Raw genomic sequence first — 18,939 nt, 5'->3', positions numbered from 1 at the left:
CAATATATCGCGCGGTGCTATCGTCGCCGTATGCCCATCCCGAAGACGACCGCCGTCACCCCCCGGTCCCTCCTCCGCGACGACGTCTACCGCGCCCTCCGCGACGCGATCGTCGACGGGACGTTCGAGCCGGGGGAGCGCCTCCGCGACCAGGAGCTCGAGGCCTGGCTCGGGGTCAGCCGGACGCCGATCCGGGAGGCGCTGCTCCGGCTGGCCCGCGTCGGCCTCGTCTCGGCCAAGCCCGGCCGGGCGACGATCGTGACCCCCGCCACGGCCGAGAGCATCAGTGACGCCCAGCAGATCGCCGCCGCCATGCACGAGCTCGCCACGCGCCTCGCCGGCCCGGCCGTCACTCCGGAGGCGCTCGCCGCGATGGAGTCGGCGAACGACGACTTCGCGCGGGCGCTGGCAGACGGCGACGTCGAGTTGGCGCTGCGCTCCGACGACGCGTTCCACGCGGTGCTCACCGGGCTCAGCGGCAACGGGATGATCGAGGACGTGCTCGAGCAGGCCACTCCGCTCATCCGCCGTGCCGAGCGCCAGCGCTTCGCCTCCCTCGCGGCCCGCGGATCCGTGGAGCAGCACCGCGCGATCGTGGAGTCCCTCCGTGCGGGCGACACGGACGGCGCCGCCCGCCTCAGCCGGGAGAACTGGATGACGCTCGACCGCCACCTGCACTCGGCCTGACGCGCTGCTCCTCCGCGGGGAGGAGCCCGCGCTCGGTCATGCGCGAGGCCGACGCGATCGCATCCGCGACGAACCGCTCGGTCAGCTCGGCATGCCCTCGCCCGCGCGCTCCGCATCCATCCCGAGAGCGTAGCGCCGCCCTCCCCGCGCCTCCGCCGCCGGGATGCGGGTCGAGGCGGGTGCCGGGCGCGGCGCGGAACGACGGACGGCCGACGCGCGGGCGACCGGAGCGCTCTGGAACACTCGAGCGAGGGGCGGGGGCTCCGGAGCGGGGGAGCCGTGGCGTCACGCTTCGTCGAGCTCGACGGTCTGCGCGGCCTCGCCGCCCTCGGCGTGGTCGTCTACCACTTCACCACCGCGTTCTCGCTCGATCATCCGGATGCACCGCCGGGATCCGTCGCGCTCCCGTTCGGCGAGTTCGGCGTCCAGCTCTTCTTCGTCATCAGCGGTTTCGTGATCCTGATGTCCGCGGACCGCGCGCGGCGGCCGTCGGACTTCGCGATCTCCCGCGTCAGCCGCCTCTACCCGGCCTACTGGATCGCGGTGGTCGTCTCGATCGTCGTCGGCGCTCTCGCCCGCGTCCCCGGCACCGACCTCACGCCGCTGGAGCTGCTGCTCAACTTCACGATGGTGCAGCGGCTGCTGCTGGTGCCCAACGTGAACGGCGCGTTCTGGACGCTGGCCGTCGAGATGCAGTTCTACCTGCTGGTGCTGCTCGTGCTCGTCCTCACGAAGTGCCGGTTCACGGATCGGCTGGTCCGCGTGCTGGTGGTCGTCTGGCTCGGCGTCGCCGCGACCGCCTCCGTCGCCGCCCACCTCGTCTCGGGAGGCGTCGACGTCGTCTCGGCGCCGGTCGCCGTCCGGGTCCTGGCGAACCTGACGCTGGCCGAGTACGGACCCCTCTTCTGCGTCGGCATGCTGCTGTTCCTCTCGCGACGGCAGGGGCGCTTCGAGCTCCTCGCCGTGCCGGCGGCTCTGATCGCGGCCCTGAACGCCCAGCTCCTCCACGGCGGGCCGGACGGAGCGGTCGTCCTCGGCGTCTGCGCGGCCGTCACGGTCGTCGCGATGCGGCGCCGGACCGCCGTGCTGAGATGGGCGCCGCTGCTCTGGCTCGGGCGGATCAGCTACTCGCTCTACATCCTCCATCTGGTCGTGGGCAGCGCGATCGTCAGCGCGCTCTGGCCGCTGATCGGCCGCGACGGAGCAGGACTCGTCGCCTTCGTCGTCGTCCTCCTGCTGTCCTGGGGCCTCAACGCGGTCGCCGAGGAGCGGTGGAGCCCCGCCTGGCGCCGCGCCCTCACCCGCCGGCGCGACCGCCGGCTCCCGGCGGGGACGGCGACCGCGGCCTGACGCGGCTGTGCACTCCGCTGGCCGCTCAGCGAGTGCGCCGAAGGAGCCTGTGGACGCCGGTGGCCGCGAAACGCATCTCCGCTCGACGTTCCCTGCACCTTGGCTGAGCCACCGGGACGTCCGAGTCCCGGGCCACGTCTTCATCATGTGCCACGGATCGTGAGCACCGCGGCCCCGGCCACGACCTCTGACCATCTGGAGAAGATCATGACCAACGTCACCCCCACCAGCCTCGCCAACGCCTCCTCGGCCAAGCACGGCACCGCCACCTCGGCCGGCAAGAACACGATCGCCGACGGCGTCGTCGAGAAGGTCGCCGGCATCGCGGCCCGCGAGGTCCCCGGCGTGCACGACCTGGGCAACGGCGCCGCCCGCGCCATCGGCGCCATCCGCAACGCGATCAACGCGCAGGACCGCGGCCAGGGCATCTCCGTCGAGGTCGGCGAGAAGCAGGTCGCCGCCGACATCACCGTCGTCGCCGAGTACCCCGTCGCGTTGCAGAAGCTCGCCGACAGCATCCGCTCCGCCGTCTCCGAGGCCATCTCCTCGGTCGTCGGCATGGAGGTCGCCGAGGTGAACGTCACCATCTCCGACGTCTTCATCCCCTCGGACGACAAGGACGACGAGACCGAGAGCCGCGTCAAGTGACTCCGTCCCACATCGGCCTGGTCCTCGGCGCGGTCCTCGCGCTGACCGCTCTCGTCTTCGGCTTCTGGGCGCTCCTCTGGGTCGCGCTCGCCATGGCGATCGGCTACGGCGTCGGGCGGGTCGTCGAGGGCAAGCTCGACCTGCGCTCCCTCGGCGACACCCTCCGCGGGCGGCGGTCCTCGTGACCGCGGCGGTGATGGCCGACGAGGCCAGCCACGGCCGCACGACGATCAGCTCGCGCGCCGTGCGCCGGGTCGTGTCGGCCGTCACCGCGGAGGCGCTGGACGTGAACTCGTCCGACGTGTCCGTCGAGCTCGACGACGAGGGAGGACGCCTCCACGTCGTCGCGCACGCCCCCATCCACGTCACGCCCCTGGGCGAGACGGGCCGCCGCTCCTCCGGGACGCTGCTGGACCGACTCAGCCGGGCGCAGACGACCATCCGCTCGCGCTGCCTCGAACTGACGGGCTCCACGATCGGCCGGGTCGACCTCCGGATCACCGGTGCCGACCTCCGAGAACGAAGGAGGGTGTCGTGACGACTCCCACCACTGCCGGCCGGGCGCTCTACCCGCGCCTGGTGCGGCGCGAGACGCACTCGTCCCGCTCTGGATCGGCGATCGTCCTCGCCGTCCTGCTCATCCTCCTGTTCGCGTGGCTGGGCACGGAGGCGGTCCTCGCCGTCCTCGGCCAGCCCGCGCTGCTCGTGGCCCCGCAGGACGGAGCGTCCTCGCTGCTCAACGCGGCCGCAGCGCCCATCGCGCTGACCGCCGCCGCCGGCGCCGTGCTCGCGCTGATCGGGCTCGTCCTGATCGTCGTGTCGCTCAAGCCCGGCCGTCGCGGCCGTCGCGCCGTCAGCACCGACCGCACCGCGGCGATCGTCGACGACCGTGTCATCGCGCAGGCCGTCGCCCGCACCGCCGGCTACGCCGGTGACGTCGACCCGGACGACGTGTCGGTGTCGGTCGGATCCCGCGTCGTCGACGTGACGGTCTCCCGCACCTCCGGCCGCAGCGTCGACGTCACGCCGATCCGCGAGGCCGTCGACGCCGAGCTCGCCACGTTCGACTGCACCCCGCGCCTGCGCTCCAAGGTGCGCCTGTCCGAGAAGGGAACGGTCCGCTGATGACCACCACGAACCGATTCCTCAACCGGCTGCTCCTGTTCGTCGTGGGCCTCGTCCTCCTCCTCGCCGGCGGCGCCGTCGCGGTGGGGTCGCTGCTCCCGCAGGTCCAGGAGAACGTGTCCACCGCCGCGCAGGACGCGGCCGACCCCACGAGCCAGGCCCTCTCGGGCGGCACCCCGTGGATCCTCTGGGTCATCGCGGTCGTCGCGCTCGTCCTCATCCTGCTTCTGGTGCGCTTCATCGTGCGCCAGGGCCGCGGCCGCACCTCCACGCTGCTGCGCGTCGGCTCCGGAGAGGGAGCGGGGACGCCCACGGGCGGCTCCGTCACCATCGACGCGAAGGTCGCCGAGCAGGTCCTCGAGGAGGCCCTGTCGCAGGAGCCGTCCATCGTCGCGGTCGACGTGACCGCGTTCGAGATCAAGCACCAGAAGGTGCTGCGCGTCACCGCGCACACCCGCCGCGGCGCCTCGCCCGCCCGCACCCGGCAGACGGTCGACCAGGCCGTCCGCCAGTGGGACGCCCTCCTCGGCGAGGAGACGCCCGTCGTCATCCAGATCGTCAGCGGTCTGCGGACGAAGATGAGCGGCACCGCCCGCGTGCAGTAGCCGCCGGCACCACCGTCCGGCCCTCCCGATCGGGAGGGCCGGAGAGCCCCGCTCAGGCGGGATGGAAGTCTTTCTGAAGGAGCACCCATGTCCGATCCGATGGAGCCCGGCACCGTCGAGCGCATCCGCACCCATGAGCAGCCGACCCCGAACGAGCAGAGCCGGCGCGAGTCCGCTCGCCGCGACGGGAAGCCGTCCGAGCCCGAGTCGACCGAGAGCCGGGTCGCGACCGCCGCCGGCGAGAGCGCCCAGCGCGTGTCCGGCGTCCACCACCTCGGTGGAGCCGTCGCCCGCGGCCTCGACCGCGCCTCTCGCCGCGTGCTGGGCACCAGCACCGTCCCCGGAGTCACGGTCTCGAAGGCCGACGGCGTCACCACCGTCGACATCGACCTCGTCGTCGAGTACCCCCACCCCGTCCGCGAGGTCCTGGACGCCGTGCGCGATCAGGTGCAGCGCGTGGCGGAGCCGGTCGCCGGCGGTCACGTCGTCGTCAACGTCGAGGCGACCGACGTCCACGGCCCGTTCGACCCGATCGAGAAGCCGGAGGAGGATAAGGAGCCGCTCGTCGACACCGCCAAGCGCGCCGCGTCCGATGCCCGCGACTCCGCCAAGGAGGCCGCCGGGAACGCCCGCGACGCCGTCTCCGGTGCCGTCGACTCCGCCCGCGGACGCCTGGCGGACGCCGCCGACGACGCCGCGGACGCGATGGACCGTGCGGCCGACGAGCGCGACGAGCGCGCAGCCGCCCAGAAGACGGCCGACGCCGAGCGCGCCGCCGAGCGCGACGAGGACGACCCCCGCGTCGAGACGCACGCGGCCCCGGCCGTCGTCGAGACCGCGGAGTTCGTGGTCCGCGTCCAGGTCGAGCCGGTCGACGACGACGGCGACCCCCGCACCGCGACCGTCGAGGTCGCTCCGGCGGAGGAGCCCGAGCACGTCGAGCGCGACGAGGCCGCGGCCGATCGCGACGACGCGTCCGACGACGCCGACGCCCACCGCTCCGAGGACGACCGCGCGTCGTCCGCCGCCGGTCGGGAGTAGTCCCGTGCGCACCCGCTCGTACGGCGCGCGACGCAAGCCGCGTGCGGCCTGGATCGCGCTCGGCACGGGCGTCGTGCTCTCGTTCGTGGTCGTCGTCGCCGTGCTGCTGCCCGTCCTCGGGCTGATCGGCGCGGCGGACGGCACCACGGCCGGGGCGCTCGACGTCCCGGTCGGCGCGATCGTCCTCTCGATCGTCCTCAGCTACGCGGTCGGCCTGGCCTGCCTCGCGGTCGCGTTCCTCTCCCGCAACGCGGCCCTCGCCTGGGTCGCCGCGGTGGCCGCCGTGATCGCGACGCTCATCGGCTCGATCTGGCCGCTCGTCGCCACCGGATTCGCCAGCGTCGACCAGGCGAAGGACGTCATCCCCTTCATCCAGGACCTGATCGACCGGGTCCGGGGGTAGCGTCGGGGCGATGAGCTCCGACTACCTCCGCGCCTACGACGACCATCTCCGCTCCGACGCCGAGACCCCGAGCGCCGTCTCCGTGACGCGCGAGGGGCCTCTGCGTCTGGTGACCTTCGCCGGCGGACGCGGCTTCGTCACCTACCGCGACCTCGCCGGCGCCTCCTCCGCGGAGATCGCCCGCCTGGTCGCCGCGGCCTGCGCGCACTTCGACGCCGATCCCGGCATCACCCGCGTCGAGTGGAAGACCCGCAGCCACGACGAGGCCCCCGGCCTGCACGACGCCCTCGTCGCGAACGGCTTCGCGCCGGACGAGGCCGAGTCGATCATGATCGGCCCGGTCGAGGCGCTGCTCTCGGACCGGCCGGTCCCGGAGGGGGTCGTGCTGCGGCGGGTCGTCGACGAGCCGGACGTCCGCGCGTTCAGCGCCATGATCGACGCCGCCTTCGAGGAGGAGGTCGACGTGTCGATCGCCGATTCGCTCGTCGCCCGCCTGGCGCGCGGCGACGGCATGGAGCTGTGGGTCGCCGAGGTCGACGGGCGGATGGCGTCCGGCGGCCGGCTCGAGCCCGTCCCGGGCACCGCCTTCGCCGGCATCTGGGGCGGAGCGACGCTGCCGGAGTACCGCGGACGCGGGCTCTACGGCCTGGTCACGGCCGCCCGCGCCGCCTCCGCACAGGCACTCGGGAAGACCCTCGTGCACAGCGACTCGACCGAGTACTCGCGGCCCATCCTGGAGCGCGCGGGCCTGGTCCGGGTGTCGACGACGACTCCGTACCGTCGACGTCGTCCGTAATCCGCGCTCCGTGGGTTCGCGGGGATCCCGAGACGCGCGCTGAGCGCGCTACTCGATCAGCACGGCGGGGACCCTTGCTGGTCGAGTAGCGGCGCAACGGCGGATCGAGACCCGCCCCTTCGAGCGTGGGGGATCTCGATACGCGCGCTACTCGATCAGCGTGGAGGCCTGGTGAGACCCGCCCGATCGTGCGCGCGCTGCTCCGATCAGCTCGGGGACGTGATCTCGAGCGCGATGTTGTCGGGGTCGCGGAACTCGAGGAGGCTCATGCCGCCGGCGTCCTTGATCGGCTCGTGGGCGATGCCGAGGTCGTCGAGCACGGCCGCGGCCGCCTTCAGCGCGTCGAGGTCGGGGACGGTGAAGCTGACGTGGTCGAGCCCGACCCGGTCCTCGTCGAAGCGGTCGTCGCCGGGCGCGACGGGGCGCAGGCCGAGCAGTCCGCCCGGGAACTGGTAGATCACCCCGCCGAACACGAACGCCAGCTGCTCCTTCTCCTCCGGCGACGCGTCGGCCGGCGGCGCCTCGAAGGCGACGTCGAAGCCGAAGACGGAGTCGTAGAAGGGGCGCGAGACGGCGATGTCGCGGACGGTGAGTCGGACGTGGTTGTAGTCGACAGCGGGGATCGGCACAGGGGTTCCTCTCGGCGGGGCGGGCGGAGTGCCCGTCTCCAGTTGTTCGGAGGCGGCGGGCCGCCGGTTCGGGGCTGGCGCCGCCTCCGAGGATCGGGTAGCGCGTCAGTCCAGCTCGGTCGGGCGCGCCGGCTCGGCCAGCAGGGCGCGCGCCGCCATCCCGATCACCGCGCTGTAGGTGGGGTAGGCGAAGCGGACGTTCGCGAGGGTCGCGAGGTCGACTCCGGCCGCCATCGCCGTGGTCACCGACTGCACGACCTCGATCGCGTTCTCGCCGACCGCGTGCGCGCCGAGCAGCAGCTCGCGGCGCCGGTCGGCGATCAGCGTGAGGAACCCGTTCTCGCGGTCGTCGATGACGGCGCGGTCCAGGTGCGAGAACGGCACCGAGGCGACGACGCACTGCGGGTCGCGCTCGCGGGCCTGCTCCTGCGTGAAGCCGACGCCCGCGTAGTCCGGGTCCGTGAATCCGCCCGCGGGCAGGAGGAACTGGGGCGTGCGCCGGTTCGCGCCGAGCACCGCGTTCTCGGCGGCGGCCTCCGCCTCGAACTGCGCCGCCTGCACGAGCATGTCGCGCCCGTTCGCGTCGCCGACCGCGAAGATGTGCGGCACCACCGTGCGGAAGTACTGATCGGCGGGGATCGCCGAGCGGACGACCTCGATGCCCGCGTTCTCGAGTCCGAGGTCCTCGACGTCGGCGGGCCAGCCGGTGGCCATGATCACCACGTCGACCTCGGCCGTGCGGTCCTCGCCGCCCTCGCGCCACGCGATCGCGAGCGAGCCGTCGTCCTGCCGCTCGATGCCCGACACCGTCTCGATCCCGGTGCGGACGCGGACTCCCTGGCGCTCGAAGGCGGCGCCGACGTGCTCGGAGATGCTGGAGTCGGAGGTCATCAGGATCCGCGGGGCGACGTCGAGGAGCGTCACCTCGGAGCCGAAGGCGTTGAAGACGGTGACGAGCTGGGCGCCCGTGTTGCCGCCGCCGATCACGGCGACGCGGCGCGGCAGCTCGGTCAGCCCGAGCACGTCCTCCGGCACGGTCGCGAGCTCGGCGCCCGGGATCGGCAGCCGCCGCGAGTGCCCGCCGACGCAGACCATGATCGAGCGCGCGCGGATCCGCCGCCCGCTGTCGAGCACGAGGGTGCTCTCGTCGACGAAGCGGGCGCGGCCCTCGTGGATCAGGTCGACCCCCGCCTCCTCGAACCGCTGCGCCTCGCGCTTGATCGAGCGCACCAGGTCGACGCGCTCGTGCACGTGGCGCACGGTCGCTGCCCAGTCGAGGACGGGAGTGCCGATCTCGATCCCGTAGTCGCCGGCGGAGCGGGTCTCGCGCATCATCCGCGCCGTCTTCGCGAGGACGCGGGTGGGCACGCAGCCGGTGTTGACGCAGGTGCCGCCGACGCGCGCGGCCTCGAGCACGACGACGCGCGCTCCCAGCTCCGCGGCGCGGAGGGCGGCGGCCGTCCCCGCGGGTCCTGCGCCGATGACGGCGACGTCGTACTCGGTCTGCTCGGGAGTGCTGTCGGGCACGGGGACCTCCGGTTCTGGGTGTGCTCCGATCCTGCCGCTCCGCGCCCGGCAGCACCCGGCCTTGACAGCCCGCCCGCGGACCGGCGCCGCGGGCGTCCCGACGCTGAACATCGGCCGAGGACGGTTGCCCGGCGGGCGCCCGGCACGGTGGGATGACCGGGTGGGCTGCGGCGGGGGACTCGAGCGGAAGGCGCTCCGGTGAGCGCCCGCACCTTCGGGGTGGAGGAGGAGTACCTCCTCGTCGACGCCGGTACGTTCCTCCCGACGCCCGCGGCGCCGCTGCTGCTCGGCTCCGTGCGCGGCTCCGCGGCGGTCGCCCTGGCCGCCGAGCTCAAGGCGGAGCAGATCGAGGCGGTCGGCTCGCCCGCCCGCACGTACGACGCGCTGCTGGCCGGACTGCGCGAGGGCCGCCGCCTGGCCGACGACTCCGCCCGCGAGGTCGGTGCCCGCGCCGTCGCGGTCGCGACCAGCCCCGCCGCGTTCGAGCCGCACCTCTCGGCCGACGAGCGCTACGACCGGATGGCCGAGCGCTTCGGCCTCGTCGCCCGCGAGCAGTTCACCTGCGGCCTGCACGTCCATGTCGGGATCGGGTCGCCGGAGGAGGGGATCGCGGTCCTCGACCGGCTGCGCGGCTGGCTGCCCGCCCTCCTCGCCCTGAGCACCAACTCCCCGCTGAGCGCCGGCGCCGACACCGGGTTCGCCAGCTGGCGCTACCAGTCCTGGGGGCGCTGGCCCACCGCCGGCCCGGTCGGGATCTGGGGCGACGTCGAGCAGTACCGGAGCGTCGTCGCCTCCCTCACCTCCTGCGGCGTGCTGCTGGACGAGGGCATGCTCTACTTCGACGCCCGTCTCTCCCGTGCGCACCCGACCGTCGAGGTGCGCATCGCCGACGTCCCGCTGCACGCCGAGGACTCGGCGTTGATCGCCGTCCTGATCCGGGCGCTCGCCGAGACGGCCGTGCGCGACGCGGACGCCGGGGTCCCGCCCGTGGCGCTGCCGACTCCGGTGATCGCCGTCTCCTCCTGGCTGGCGAGCCGCCACGGCACGACCGGCGACCTGATCGATCCGGTCGACGACTGCCCGGCCCCCGCCTCCGCGGTACTGGCGCGCCTGCTCGACCACGCGGGTCGGGCGCTGGCGGAGTCGGGCGACGAGGAGGTCGCGGCGTGCGGTGTCGAGCGGGTCCTGGCGCGGGGCACGGGCGCCGAGCGGCAGCGCGCGGTGTGGGAGCGGACGGCGTCCGCGGCCCAGGTGATCGCGGACGCGGCGGAGGCGACGCGCGCCTAGCGGCTCGCTGGTCGCGGGCTCACGGCTCGCTGGTCGCGGGCCCGGCGGTTCAGGGCTCGCTGGTCGCGGGGTCCGGTGACCCGGACTCCACCGTTCCGGACTCCTCCGCCTCAGGCTGCGGCGGCTCCGGCACCAGCTGGTAGCCGCCCTCGATCGTCCCGTCCGGGCGGAGCAGGATCTGCGTGTACACCGGGGCGCCGCTGCGGAGCGTCGTGCCGCTGACCCGGAGGGGCTCCCCGGCGAAGAACGCCTCCGAGCCGGTGCAGCCGGCGAAGAAGGACGCGTCCGGGCGCTGCACGGCGAGGCACACCGTGGTGCCGTTCGGCTCGGTGATCAGCAGGCGGTCGTTCTCGGCGGTGTCGAACCCGGAGCCGTAGACCGTGGCCTCCCCGGCGAGCAGAGCGAGGCCCGGCGGGACGTCGGTGGTCGGCTCCCAGCCCTCGACGAGCGCGGCGAAGGGGTCGGCGGGATCCGCGGAGGCGGTCGGCGGGGCGACGGGGTCCGCGGGCGGAGGGAGGAGGAGCGCGGTGGGGACGATCGCGCCGACCGCGGCTCCGCCGACGATCGCGGCAGCGAGCACGAGGCGGCGGCGGCGCGGGTGCGGCGTCCGCGGGGCCGGCCCGTCGGGGTGCTCGGCGGGCGACTCCGCAGTCTCGGAGCCGACGGTCGCCGACAGCGGAAGTGCGGCCGCCGGCAGGGGGGCACGCGAGTCGGTCGCCGTCGCGGGATGCGCCGCGCCCGGCTGCGCTCCGGACGGCGCGGCGCCGGTCTGAGCGCCGGATCCCGTCACTCCGGGAGGAGCGTCCTCCGCCTCCAGCTCGCCGAGCCGTCGCAGCGCCTCGCGCCGCTCGTCCCGGTCGGCGCCGTCGTCGCGGGGTCGGGCCGACAGGATCCGCTCGAGATCCCTGCGCTCATCGTCCTCGGCCTGCACTCCGTCAGTATGGCGGCGCCGGACACCGGAACGGCCCGCGGCCACCGGGACTCCGCCTTCTCAGCGGTGTCCCGGTGGCCGCGGGCCGTTCCGGTGCGGGCGTCAGCCCGACGGGTTCTCGACCGGGTCGCCCTCGGGGTCGGTGGCCGTCTCGGGGTCGACGTGCTCGGGGTCGGTGGTCTGCGGGTCCTCGGGAGTGTTCTTCTCGGTCATCGGATCCTCCTTGTCGCCGGATGCGGAACGTGCGGACAGGTTCCACGCTACGGCGGGAGCTCCGTGGAGCGCGCCCGGTCGACTCCGCCGCCCGGTGTCCGGAACCGAGGTCAGGAGCGGCGGATCCGCCCGAGCGGCCCGTCACGCTGCTTCCGGCCTCGGCTCCGGACGCCGCTCGCCTCAGCCGGCCCCTTCACCCGTGGCAGCCGCGGGCCTCCACCGCAAGGCCTGGCAGCGCTCTGTCGCGATTCGTACGCTGAACCCATCGAGCCGAGGAGCAGCAGCGCCACATGATCCGCACCACCGTCACCATCGAGGGCAAGACCTACGGGCTGTCCCAGGGGACCGACGTCGCCGAGCTGAAGCGGTCGGCGACCGAGGCGACGCAGGCCGGAGGAGGCCTCGTCGACTTCGTGATCGTGGGCAACCGCCAGGTCAGCGTCCTGATCTCGACGGGTGTTCCGGTGATCTTCGAGGAGCTCGAGGTACCGGACGACGACCGCGACACCGGTGACGTCCACCAGCCGTGGGACGACATCGACTACCTCGACTGACCCCGTCCTCCCGGTCGCGCCGAGTCGCGGCCGGGTCCCAGACGCCTGAGGGGCGCCGCCGGCTGGACCCGGCGTCTCTCGGGCACCTCGTGCCGCGCTACTCCGCGGACTCGCTCTCGGCCAGCTCGCCCTCGACCAGCGTGCGGGCGGCCGAGGCGAGGGCCGAGCGGATGCGCTCCGCCGGCTCCTGCAGCATCGCCGCGATCGCGTCGACGTCGTGGCCGCCGGTGTGCCGGAGCAGCCAGGCCTGGCGCTCGAGCGTCGGCAGGGCGTGCAGGCGGCGGTGGAAGCCCGAGCGCAGCAGGTCGTCCTCGCGGATCGCCGCGGGGGCCTGCTCGGCGCGCTCCATCGCGGAGCCGCCGCGCTGCACGCTCGCGCGCCCGACCTCGGAGCGCATCAGGTCGAGGGCGCCCGTGTCGTCGAGTCCCTGCGGCCGTCCGCTGCGGACGGTGACCGCCGCGTGGCGGAGGGCGGCGCTCGCCGCGGAGTCCGACAGCGTGAGGCGGTAGGCGTACGCGTAGAGGCCGAAGGCGCGGTTCTCGAGGGCGCGGCCGGCGAGCAGCTCGCCCTGCTGCTGCGACTGCGTCATGCCGACGGCGGCGACGGGTCTGTCGTAGGTGGTCACGGTGACTCCTCGGCTCCGCGCGCTCCCGGTCGGGAAACGCGTCGGAGGCGATGCTAGGGAGTCGAGAACGATCGTTCTACCCTTGACATTTCAGAATCTTTTTCGATGCATGCGCATGGAAGCGCTTTCCCGACAACCGTCCTGGAAAGTGGAAGCGCTCTCACTCCCGCGCCGAGAGGATGCAGAACTCGTTGCCCTCCGGGTCGGCGAGCACGACCCAGGACTGCTCGCCCTGCCCGACGTCGGACCGCGTCGCCCCCAGGCCGACCAGCCGCGCGACCTCCGCCTCCTGGTCGTCCGGCACGAAATCCAGGTGCAGGCGGTTCTTCACGGTCTTGCGCTCGGGTACGTCGAGGAAGAGGAGGCTCGGCCCGCGGCCCGACGGGGCGAGCAGCTCGATGCCGTCCTCGTCCTCGTCCACGACGTCCCAGCCGAGCGCCTCCTGCCACCAGTGCCCGAGGGTCCGGAAGTCGGTGCAGTCGACGATGATCTCTTCGAGTCGGAGGGCCATGCACCGACGCTAATCGGCGCGGGGCGTGTCGGGGAAGTGCGTCCGGCGGGTCCGCGCGGCGCCGCGGCTCCGTCCGGCCGTGTCGTCCGCGGGACGGGTGCCCGTGCCGGTTCGGCACGACGGCTGGCGGCCGGAGCGGCGGCGCGGCATCCTCGACGCGGGTGCCCCTGCGCCCGGGGACGAGGAGCAGCATGAGCACCGCACGCGAGCAGTGGGAGGCGCGCTACGCCGACTCCGATCGGATCTGGTCGGGCCGGCCGAACGCGACGCTGGTCGGGCTGGTCGGCTCGCTGCCGCCGGGCCGCGCCCTCGACCTCGGCGCCGGCGAGGGGGCGGACGCGCTGTGGCTGGCGTCGCTCGGCTGGAGCGTGACCGGGCTCGACCTCTCCGAGACGGCGCTGGGCCGGGCGCGCGCGGCCGCGGCCGAGCGGGCCGCCGACGTGGACTTCGTGCAGGCCGACCTCGCCGAGGACTGGCCGGTCGTGGGGGAGTTCGATCTGGTGACGGCGAGCTTCCTGCACTCGATGGCCGAGTTCCCGCGGATCGACGTGCTGCGGCGGGCGGCCTCCGTCGTCGCTCCCGGCGGCCGCCTCGCCGTCGTCTCGCACGCCGCGCCCCCGCCGTGGGCGAGCGGCGACGACCACCGCCACGGAGCGATGCACCTCGTCGGCCCCGAGGAGGAGCTCGCCGAGCTGGCCCTCGACCCGGCCGAGTGGACCGCGGAGCTCGTCGAGACGCGGGAGCGCGCCGTGACCGCTCCCGACGGCGCGGCCGCCGTGCTCCTGGACGGCGTGCTGCTCCTGCGGCGACGCGGCTGAGCACGCGCCGCTCGAGGACCCGCGGCCGGGCTAGCGTGGTCCGCGATCCCGACCCCGCAGGAGGCGCCGATGCCGCTCGATCCGTACCTCGCCGCTCGGCTGCCTCTCCTGGCCGGCCTCGCGTATCCGCTCGACGCCGAGCAGGCCGCCCGCATGGCCGCGTTCGAGGAGGATCCGGGGCCCTGGTCGCTGCCGGAGGGGATCGACGTCGTCGCGGAGACGGCGTCCGGCCCGCACGGACCGGTCCCGCTGCGCGTGTACTCGCCCGCCGCGCCCGAGCGCGCTCTGCTCTGGGTGCACGGAGGAGGATTCGCCGCCGGCAGCGTCGACATGCGCGAGTCGCACGTCGTCGCGGCGGAGCTCGCGCACCGGGCGCGGGCCCGGGTCGTCTCCGTCGACTACCGGCTCGCCGGCCCCGACGTCCGCTACCCCGTCCCGCTCGACGACGTGCACGCCGCCTGGCGGCACCTCCGCAGCACGGAGTCCGGATCCACGCCCGTCGCGATCGGCGGCGCGAGCGCGGGAGCGGCCCTGGCCCTCGGCGCGGTCCTCCGCGAGCGCGACGCCGGTGCGCGGCTGCCGGAGCACGTGCTCCTGGCCTACCCCTTCGCCCACTTCCCCAACCCCGCCGTCGACGATGCGATCGCGGCCGAGCTGCGCGAGCTGCCGCCGGTCCTCCGCTTCCCTCCGTCGAGCATCGAGGGCATGGTGCGCACCTACCTCGGGCGGATCTCCGACCTCCCCGTCGAGGCGCTGCCCGGCTCCGCGCCGCTGGCGGGTCTGCCTCCGGTCACGGTCCTCGTGAACGAGTACGACGAGCTGCGGGGGTCGGCCGAGCTGCTCCTGCGCCAGCTCGCGGAGGCGGGCGTCGCCGTGACCGGGCACCTGGCCGCCGGCGTGCCCCACGGGCACCTCAACCGGACGCCGGCGCTGCCCGAGGTCGACCGGTCGCTGCACCTCTTCGCGGCTCAGCTGCGCGCGATGGGCTGAGGCGCCCTGCCCCGTCCCGTCCCGCTCTGCCCCGCTCAGCTCAGGCGCGGTCCGCACCGTCCCGCTCAGGCGCGGTCGTGCAGGGTGACGTGGTAGCCGTCCGGGTCGGCGAAGGTGAAGGTGCGCCCGAACGGGCCGTCGATCGGAGCCGCGACGACGGGGTGCCCGTCGGCGACGAGCGCGTCGTGGATCTCCTGCACGCCGGTCGCGTGCAGCCAGATCGCGGCGCCCACACCGGGGCGGGAGGCGGAGTCGAGGTCGGTGCCGGGCGCGAGGTCGCGCAGGGCGAAGGCGATCGGAGTCGTCGCGAAGACGACGGCGTGCGGCGGGCCGGCGGGCGAGCGGACCAGGCCGAGGTACTGCTCGTAGAACGCCTGGGACGCCGCGAGGTCGCGGACCTGGAGCGAGACGAAGTCGGGGCCGGTGACGGGCATGGGGTTCCTCCTCGGTTGTGTCAGATTTCTGACACACAGGAGCGTATGTCAGAATACTGACATGAGTCAAGACGGCATCGACCTCGAGACCTCGCTCGGCTACCTCCTCAAGGAGGCGTCGAGCGCCCTGCGCGCGGCGATGGAGGCCGTGCTCCGCCCGCTCGGGATGACGGTCACCCACTACTCCTGCCTCGAGCTCCTCGCCCAGCGGCCGGGCCTCTCGAACTCGGAGCTCGCGCGGGGCGCCTTCGTCACCCGGCAGTCGATGAACGTCCTGCTGAAGACTCTGGAGCGCGACGGCGTCGTCACCCGCCCCGACGCGGCTCCGGTCGGAAAGGTGCTCCCCGCCCGGCTCACCGAGCGCGGACGCCGGAGCCTGGCCGAGGCGTCCGCCGCCGTCCGCGGGGTGGAGCTGCGGATGCTGGAGGGGCTCGCGGAGGAGGAGCGGCAGGCGGCGGCGCGCCTGCTCCGCGGAATGATCCGGTCGCTGCGCGCGGACGACCGCACCTGAGGCCGCGCTGTTCCGCCGTCTGTAGGAACGGGCGCCGCGCGCTCGCCGGTACGGTCGCGCTCATGGCAGCAGGAGGAGCGGTGCGCCCGCTCGACGTCGGGATCGTCGGCGGCTCGATCGGCGGACTGTTCGCCGCGGCCCTGCTCGTCCGCGACGGGCACCGCGCGACGGTCCTCGAGCGGTTGGCGACGGGCCTGTCGCGGCGGGGAGCCGGGCTGGTGGCCCAGCAGGACCTGATCGACCTCCTGCACGCGATCGGCCGCGACGACGAGGCGCGGGTCGGCGTCGTCGCGCACGAGCGGATCACCCTCGACCGCTCCGGGCGCGTGATCGGCCGCGACCCCTCCCCGCAGACGCAGGTGTCGTGGGACCACCTCTACGACACGCTCCGCTCGCGGATCCCCGCCGACCGCTACCTCCTCGGTCACGCCGTCGCCGGGGTGCGCCCCTCGACCGGGACGGACCCGGTCGTCGTCGAGCTGCGCGACGGGAGCGGCCTGGAGTTCGATCGTCATCGGAGCCGACGGCCTCGGATCCGTCATGCGCGCGGCGGTCGCGCCCGAGGCACCGGGGAACCGCTATGTCGGCTACTCGACCTGGCGCGGGCTGATCCCGGAGTCGGCGCTCCCCGCCCAGGCCGCGGCGACTCTCCTCGGGCGTTTCGCCTTCTACACCGCGCCCGGCGAGCACATGCTCGGCTACCTCGTCCCCGGACCCGCCGGCGAGGTGGAGCCCGGCCGACGGCGCTACAACTGGGTCTGGTACCGGCCCCTCTCCGAGGACGCCCTCCGCGGAGTGATGACGGCGTCCGGCCGTCCGCCGGAGAGCGTGTCCCTCGCGCCCGGCGATCTCGCCCACGACCTCCGCCGCCGGCTCGAGGAAGACGCGCTCGACCGCCTGCCGCCGCCCCTCGCGGCCGCCGTCCTGGCCGAGCCGCAGCCCTTCCTGCAGGCGATCGTCGACTACGTCCCGCCGCGGACGGTCCGCGGCCGGGTCGCCCTCCTCGGTGACGCCGCCGTGACGGTAAGGCCGCACACGGCCATGGGTGCGGCCAAGGCGGCGGGCGACGCGCTGGCCCTCGCCGGCTCCCTCGCGCGGCACCCGGTCGACGAGGCGCTCGAGCGCTACGAGGCCGAGCGGCTCCCCGTCGGCCGCGCCATCGCCGAGTACGGCAGGCGCCTGGGCCGCTCGATCCCGCTGCTGTCCGAGTGACCGCAGTACCGCGCTCCTGATCGATCCCGGACGCCCGCAGTGACCACCGCCTTCCCGGTGACGAGGCGCCACTGCGAAAGAGTGCGATCGGGAGCGAAGAAGAGGTCTCCGCTGGAAGTCCTCAGCTGAGCCGAGGTCCGTGCTCGTCACGAGTTCATCCGCCGCCCCCGCCTGGCCGCTCCCCGCCGTCCGCCGCGCGTCCCTTGCTCCTCGACCGCGGAGACGGCACCCTCGGGTGACGGCCCACGGCGAAGGAGACGCATGGACGACGACGGACTCCTGGCTGCGCTGCTGCGGGGACGGCCGGCGACGCTGGCCGACGCGGCGGAGCTGACCCACATCGACGAGGCCGAGGTCGCTGCGGCGATCGAGCGGCTCCGCGGCCGGGGGCTCATGGGCGGCGAGGGCGAGCAGCTCGACTTCCCGGCGCCGATGGAGTGGGCGGCCGCGGCCATCGCCCGGCACACGGAGTCGGCGCGGCGGGCGGGCAGGGAGTCCCTGGACGGGATCGAGCGCGTCGTCGCGGGCCTGCCGATGCTGCTCGGCGCCTGGCGGGTCGGCGAGGACACGTCGGATCCCGTGCCGACCCTCCTCCGCCACGGGCCGCACGCCTCCGAGGACCTCTGGTTCGACCTGGTGCGCCGCGACTCCGGCTCGCTCGTGGCGGTGCTCCCGGACGTGGAGCGGTTCCTCGACCCGCCGACGGAGCGGGCGATCCGCTTCGGGCACGCGCTCGCGGCGAAGGACCGGGTGCGCGTCATCATGCCGGCCGCCGGCGCGCGCGACCCCCGGGTGCTCGCCCGGGTGGAGGCGTACCAGGCGGCGGGCGTCGAGTACCGGCTCCTCGAGAGCCCGCCGAGCTGGTTCTGGGTCGACGGCGACCACCTCGCCGTCCCGTTCGAGTGGGGCGAGACGAAGCCGACCAGCGTGCTCGGCGTGCGCCATGCGGCGCTGGCCGGTCTGGTCGAGTCGTACTTCGAGGTGCTGTGGCGGCAGGCCGCTCCGATCGGAGCGGTCGACCAGAGCTGGCTGCCGCTGCTCCGGCTGATGCGCCAGGGCGTCACGCTCGAGACCGCGTCGCACCGGCTCGGCATGAATCCGCGGACCGGCCGCCGCCGCGTGGCCGCCGCGATGGAGCACTACGGAGTGGCGACGCTCTTCGCGCTCGGCACGGCGTGGGCGGCGGACTCGCGCACCCGCGACGGCGACGCCGGTGCCGGAGAGCCGGTGCTCGACGATCCGGAGGCGCTCGAACCGGGAGCGCTGGACGACGGCGAGATCGACCTCGCCGAGACGGTGCCGCGCGATTGAGCTCCCGCGGGACCGAGCCGTGCGGCCGACCCCTCGACGCCTTCGGGTGGCAGTGAGGAGTCGGCCGATGCGCCCGCCCGGGCACCTCTCCAGTGTCCGGACGTGACCACCGCGGGGACAAGAGCCTGTAGCGGACACGTCCGGAAGAGGACACCGCACCCGGGAGTGGATCGCCGGCGCTCCCGCCCCGGGGCGGGCGCGTGCCAGGCTTGCCGCATGGATCTCGAGGTGCGGCCGGGGCTCGTCGTCCCCGCATCGGAGCTGCAGTGGCGGTTCTCGCGCTCCTCCGGGCCCGGCGGGCAGCACGTGAACACCTCCGACAGCCGCGTGCAGCTCACCTGGAGCGTCGAGGAGTCGACGGCCCTCTCGGACGAGCAGCGCTCGCGCCTGCTCGAGCGCCTCGGGCGGCGGCTCGTCTCCGGAGCGGTCACCGTCACGGTGGCGCAGGAGCGCTCGCAGCTGCGCAACCGCGAGACGGCCCTCGAGATGCTCCGCGGGATCATCACCGCGGCCCTCGCGCCGCCCTCCGCCCCGCGACGCCCGACCCGGCCCACGCGCGGCTCCACCCGCCGCCGGCTCGCCGCGAAGCAGCAGCGCTCCGAGACGAAGCAGCAGCGCCGGCGGCCGCCCGGCGACTGAGCGGAGCCGCAGGGCCCGCCTGGCGGTTGCACGGAGTCGCAGGGTCCGCCCACAGGCAGCGCGGAGCCACGGGCCCCGGTCGCGCCGGACCC

Annotated in this window: 24 protein-coding genes and 1 pseudogene; 19 read left to right on the top strand and 6 right to left on the bottom strand. The window is 74.4% G+C overall.

Annotated features, from left to right (window positions below; all coding sequences use genetic code 11):
• The first annotated feature begins 30 nt into the window (after positions 1–30).
• The 10 genes from C5D04_RS07415 (at position 31) to C5D04_RS07370 (ending at position 6,655) form a co-directional block, all read left to right on the top strand.
• On the top strand, positions 31–687 hold the full coding sequence (locus tag C5D04_RS07415) for a GntR family transcriptional regulator (protein ID WP_104347500.1): 657 nt from the start codon (positions 31–33) through the stop codon (positions 685–687).
• A 279-nt stretch (positions 688–966) separates the two neighbouring features.
• Positions 967–2,037, top strand: a complete 1,071-nt coding sequence (locus tag C5D04_RS07410; RefSeq protein ID WP_181137684.1) for an acyltransferase — start codon at positions 967–969, stop codon at positions 2,035–2,037.
• Between the two features lie 207 nt (positions 2,038–2,244).
• Positions 2,245–2,685, top strand: a complete 441-nt coding sequence (locus C5D04_RS07405) for an Asp23/Gls24 family envelope stress response protein (RefSeq protein WP_104223989.1) — start codon at positions 2,245–2,247, stop codon at positions 2,683–2,685.
• The gene (locus tag C5D04_RS07400) at positions 2,682–2,870 is read left to right on the top strand and encodes a DUF2273 domain-containing protein (RefSeq protein WP_104223990.1); all 189 of its coding nucleotides are present in this window, start codon (positions 2,682–2,684) and stop codon (positions 2,868–2,870) included. The genes C5D04_RS07405 and C5D04_RS07400 overlap by 4 nt, the downstream gene beginning before the upstream one ends.
• Positions 2,867–3,223 carry a hypothetical protein gene (locus C5D04_RS07395; protein ID WP_244230558.1) on the top strand — a complete coding sequence of 119 codons (357 nt, stop codon included), beginning with the start codon at positions 2,867–2,869 and terminating at the stop codon, positions 3,221–3,223. Before C5D04_RS07400 ends, C5D04_RS07395 begins: the two co-directional genes overlap by 4 nt.
• The gene (locus tag C5D04_RS07390; RefSeq protein WP_104347498.1) at positions 3,220–3,810 is read left to right on the top strand and encodes a DUF6286 domain-containing protein; all 591 of its coding nucleotides are present in this window, start codon (positions 3,220–3,222) and stop codon (positions 3,808–3,810) included. Before C5D04_RS07395 ends, C5D04_RS07390 begins: the two co-directional genes overlap by 4 nt.
• Positions 3,810–4,415, top strand: coding sequence for a hypothetical protein (locus C5D04_RS07385; RefSeq protein WP_104238125.1), 606 nt, complete (start codon positions 3,810–3,812; stop codon positions 4,413–4,415). Before C5D04_RS07390 ends, C5D04_RS07385 begins: the two co-directional genes overlap by 1 nt.
• An 87-nt stretch (positions 4,416–4,502) precedes the next feature.
• A complete protein-coding gene (locus tag C5D04_RS07380) occupies positions 4,503–5,456 on the top strand; it encodes an Asp23/Gls24 family envelope stress response protein (protein WP_104295122.1) in 954 nt (317 codons plus the stop codon).
• A gap of 4 nt (positions 5,457–5,460) precedes the next feature.
• Positions 5,461–5,859, top strand: a complete 399-nt coding sequence (locus C5D04_RS07375; RefSeq protein ID WP_104347497.1) for a hypothetical protein — start codon at positions 5,461–5,463, stop codon at positions 5,857–5,859.
• Between the two features lie 10 nt (positions 5,860–5,869).
• The gene (locus tag C5D04_RS07370) at positions 5,870–6,655 is read left to right on the top strand and encodes a GNAT family N-acetyltransferase (RefSeq protein ID WP_104347496.1); all 786 of its coding nucleotides are present in this window, start codon (positions 5,870–5,872) and stop codon (positions 6,653–6,655) included.
• Positions 6,656–6,861: 206 nt separating this feature from the next.
• Here the strand turns inward: C5D04_RS07370 and C5D04_RS07365 are convergent, their stop codons facing one another.
• Together C5D04_RS07365 and C5D04_RS07360 are read right to left on the bottom strand one after the other, a co-directional pair.
• A complete protein-coding gene (locus C5D04_RS07365) occupies positions 6,862–7,284 on the bottom strand; it encodes a VOC family protein (RefSeq protein WP_104223996.1) in 423 nt (140 codons plus the stop codon).
• A 105-nt stretch (positions 7,285–7,389) separates the two neighbouring features.
• A complete protein-coding gene (locus tag C5D04_RS07360; protein ID WP_258068859.1) occupies positions 7,390–8,811 on the bottom strand; it encodes an NAD(P)/FAD-dependent oxidoreductase in 1,422 nt (473 codons plus the stop codon).
• 198 nt (positions 8,812–9,009) lie between these two features.
• Between C5D04_RS07360 and C5D04_RS07355 the strand changes: the two genes are divergently transcribed.
• Positions 9,010–10,098: a glutamate--cysteine ligase gene (locus tag C5D04_RS07355; RefSeq protein WP_181137683.1), complete on the top strand. Its 1,089-nt coding sequence runs from the start codon at positions 9,010–9,012 to the stop codon at positions 10,096–10,098.
• A 49-nt stretch (positions 10,099–10,147) separates the two neighbouring features.
• Here the strand turns inward: C5D04_RS07355 and C5D04_RS07350 are convergent, their stop codons facing one another.
• The gene (locus C5D04_RS07350) at positions 10,148–11,029 is read right to left on the bottom strand and encodes a hypothetical protein (protein WP_104347493.1); all 882 of its coding nucleotides are present in this window, start codon (positions 11,027–11,029) and stop codon (positions 10,148–10,150) included.
• 503 nt (positions 11,030–11,532) lie between these two features.
• Here C5D04_RS07350 and C5D04_RS07345 point away from each other — a divergent pair.
• Positions 11,533–11,796 (top strand): hypothetical protein, encoded by a 264-nt coding sequence (locus tag C5D04_RS07345; protein WP_104224053.1) that lies wholly within the window; start codon positions 11,533–11,535, stop codon positions 11,794–11,796.
• Between the two features lie 97 nt (positions 11,797–11,893).
• Here the strand turns inward: C5D04_RS07345 and C5D04_RS07340 are convergent, their stop codons facing one another.
• Together C5D04_RS07340 and C5D04_RS07335 are read right to left on the bottom strand one after the other, a co-directional pair.
• Positions 11,894–12,421: a hypothetical protein gene (locus tag C5D04_RS07340; RefSeq protein ID WP_104232920.1), complete on the bottom strand. Its 528-nt coding sequence runs from the start codon at positions 12,419–12,421 to the stop codon at positions 11,894–11,896.
• Between the two features lie 160 nt (positions 12,422–12,581).
• A complete protein-coding gene (locus C5D04_RS07335; RefSeq protein ID WP_104224051.1) occupies positions 12,582–12,932 on the bottom strand; it encodes a VOC family protein in 351 nt (116 codons plus the stop codon).
• A 191-nt stretch (positions 12,933–13,123) separates the two neighbouring features.
• On the opposite strand from C5D04_RS07335, the gene C5D04_RS07330 reads away from it, so the two are divergent.
• Both C5D04_RS07330 and C5D04_RS07325 read left to right on the top strand, forming a co-directional pair.
• Positions 13,124–13,750: a class I SAM-dependent methyltransferase gene (locus C5D04_RS07330; protein WP_104347492.1), complete on the top strand. Its 627-nt coding sequence runs from the start codon at positions 13,124–13,126 to the stop codon at positions 13,748–13,750.
• Positions 13,751–13,819: 69 nt separating this feature from the next.
• Entirely contained in the window at positions 13,820–14,740 is a 921-nt protein-coding gene (locus tag C5D04_RS07325) for an alpha/beta hydrolase fold domain-containing protein (RefSeq protein ID WP_104347491.1), read from the top strand.
• Positions 14,741–14,805: 65 nt separating this feature from the next.
• Here C5D04_RS07325 and C5D04_RS07320 read toward each other — a convergent pair whose 3' ends face one another.
• Positions 14,806–15,174, bottom strand: coding sequence for a VOC family protein (locus tag C5D04_RS07320; RefSeq protein WP_104238135.1), 369 nt, complete (start codon positions 15,172–15,174; stop codon positions 14,806–14,808).
• Between the two features lie 61 nt (positions 15,175–15,235).
• Between C5D04_RS07320 and C5D04_RS07315 the strand changes: the two genes are divergently transcribed.
• From C5D04_RS07315 to arfB, 5 genes and pseudogenes are all read left to right on the top strand, one after another.
• Positions 15,236–15,685 (top strand): MarR family winged helix-turn-helix transcriptional regulator, encoded by a 450-nt coding sequence (locus C5D04_RS07315; RefSeq protein ID WP_104347490.1) that lies wholly within the window; start codon positions 15,236–15,238, stop codon positions 15,683–15,685.
• A gap of 62 nt (positions 15,686–15,747) precedes the next feature.
• Positions 15,748–16,185, top strand: a pseudogene (locus C5D04_RS18865) (FAD-dependent monooxygenase); the annotation flags it as partial.
• 40 nt (positions 16,186–16,225) lie between these two features.
• Complete coding sequence (locus C5D04_RS18640) at positions 16,226–16,897, top strand: FAD-dependent monooxygenase (protein ID WP_258068858.1); 672 nt, start codon at positions 16,226–16,228, stop codon at positions 16,895–16,897.
• Positions 16,898–17,158: 261 nt separating this feature from the next.
• Positions 17,159–18,208 carry a hypothetical protein gene (locus C5D04_RS07305; protein WP_104347489.1) on the top strand — a complete coding sequence of 350 codons (1,050 nt, stop codon included), beginning with the start codon at positions 17,159–17,161 and terminating at the stop codon, positions 18,206–18,208.
• Between the two features lie 216 nt (positions 18,209–18,424).
• The gene (gene arfB, locus C5D04_RS07300; RefSeq protein ID WP_104257473.1) at positions 18,425–18,847 is read left to right on the top strand and encodes an alternative ribosome rescue aminoacyl-tRNA hydrolase ArfB; all 423 of its coding nucleotides are present in this window, start codon (positions 18,425–18,427) and stop codon (positions 18,845–18,847) included.
• Positions 18,848–18,939 lie beyond the last annotated feature (92 nt).

Origin of the sequence: Rathayibacter sp. AY1D2 (assembly GCF_002932695.1) — a bacterium.
Taxonomy (GTDB): Bacteria; Actinomycetota; Actinomycetes; order Actinomycetales; family Microbacteriaceae; genus Rathayibacter.
Note: the sequence above shows the minus strand (reverse complement) of the source record. Positions and strands in the feature narration are given on the sequence as shown.

Coding starts and splice junctions, on each gene's coding strand:
- C5D04_RS07415 (WP_104347500.1), top strand. CDS start 31: ATGCCCATCCCGAAGACGACCGCCGTCACCCCCCGGTCCCTCCTCCGC.
- C5D04_RS07405 (WP_104223989.1), top strand. CDS start 2,245: ATGACCAACGTCACCCCCACCAGCCTCGCCAACGCCTCCTCGGCCAAG.
- C5D04_RS07385 (WP_104238125.1), top strand. CDS start 3,810: ATGACCACCACGAACCGATTCCTCAACCGGCTGCTCCTGTTCGTCGTG.
- C5D04_RS07380 (WP_104295122.1), top strand. CDS start 4,503: ATGTCCGATCCGATGGAGCCCGGCACCGTCGAGCGCATCCGCACCCAT.
- C5D04_RS07370 (WP_104347496.1), top strand. CDS start 5,870: ATGAGCTCCGACTACCTCCGCGCCTACGACGACCATCTCCGCTCCGAC.
- C5D04_RS07345 (WP_104224053.1), top strand. CDS start 11,533: ATGATCCGCACCACCGTCACCATCGAGGGCAAGACCTACGGGCTGTCC.
- C5D04_RS07335 (WP_104224051.1), bottom strand. CDS start 12,932: ATGGCCCTCCGACTCGAAGAGATCATCGTCGACTGCACCGACTTCCGG.
- C5D04_RS07330 (WP_104347492.1), top strand. CDS start 13,124: ATGAGCACCGCACGCGAGCAGTGGGAGGCGCGCTACGCCGACTCCGAT.
- C5D04_RS07325 (WP_104347491.1), top strand. CDS start 13,820: ATGCCGCTCGATCCGTACCTCGCCGCTCGGCTGCCTCTCCTGGCCGGC.
- C5D04_RS07320 (WP_104238135.1), bottom strand. CDS start 15,174: ATGCCCGTCACCGGCCCCGACTTCGTCTCGCTCCAGGTCCGCGACCTC.
- C5D04_RS07315 (WP_104347490.1), top strand. CDS start 15,236: ATGAGTCAAGACGGCATCGACCTCGAGACCTCGCTCGGCTACCTCCTC.
- C5D04_RS18640 (WP_258068858.1), top strand. CDS start 16,226: ATGCGCGCGGCGGTCGCGCCCGAGGCACCGGGGAACCGCTATGTCGGC.
- C5D04_RS07305 (WP_104347489.1), top strand. CDS start 17,159: ATGGACGACGACGGACTCCTGGCTGCGCTGCTGCGGGGACGGCCGGCG.
- arfB (WP_104257473.1), top strand. CDS start 18,425: ATGGATCTCGAGGTGCGGCCGGGGCTCGTCGTCCCCGCATCGGAGCTG.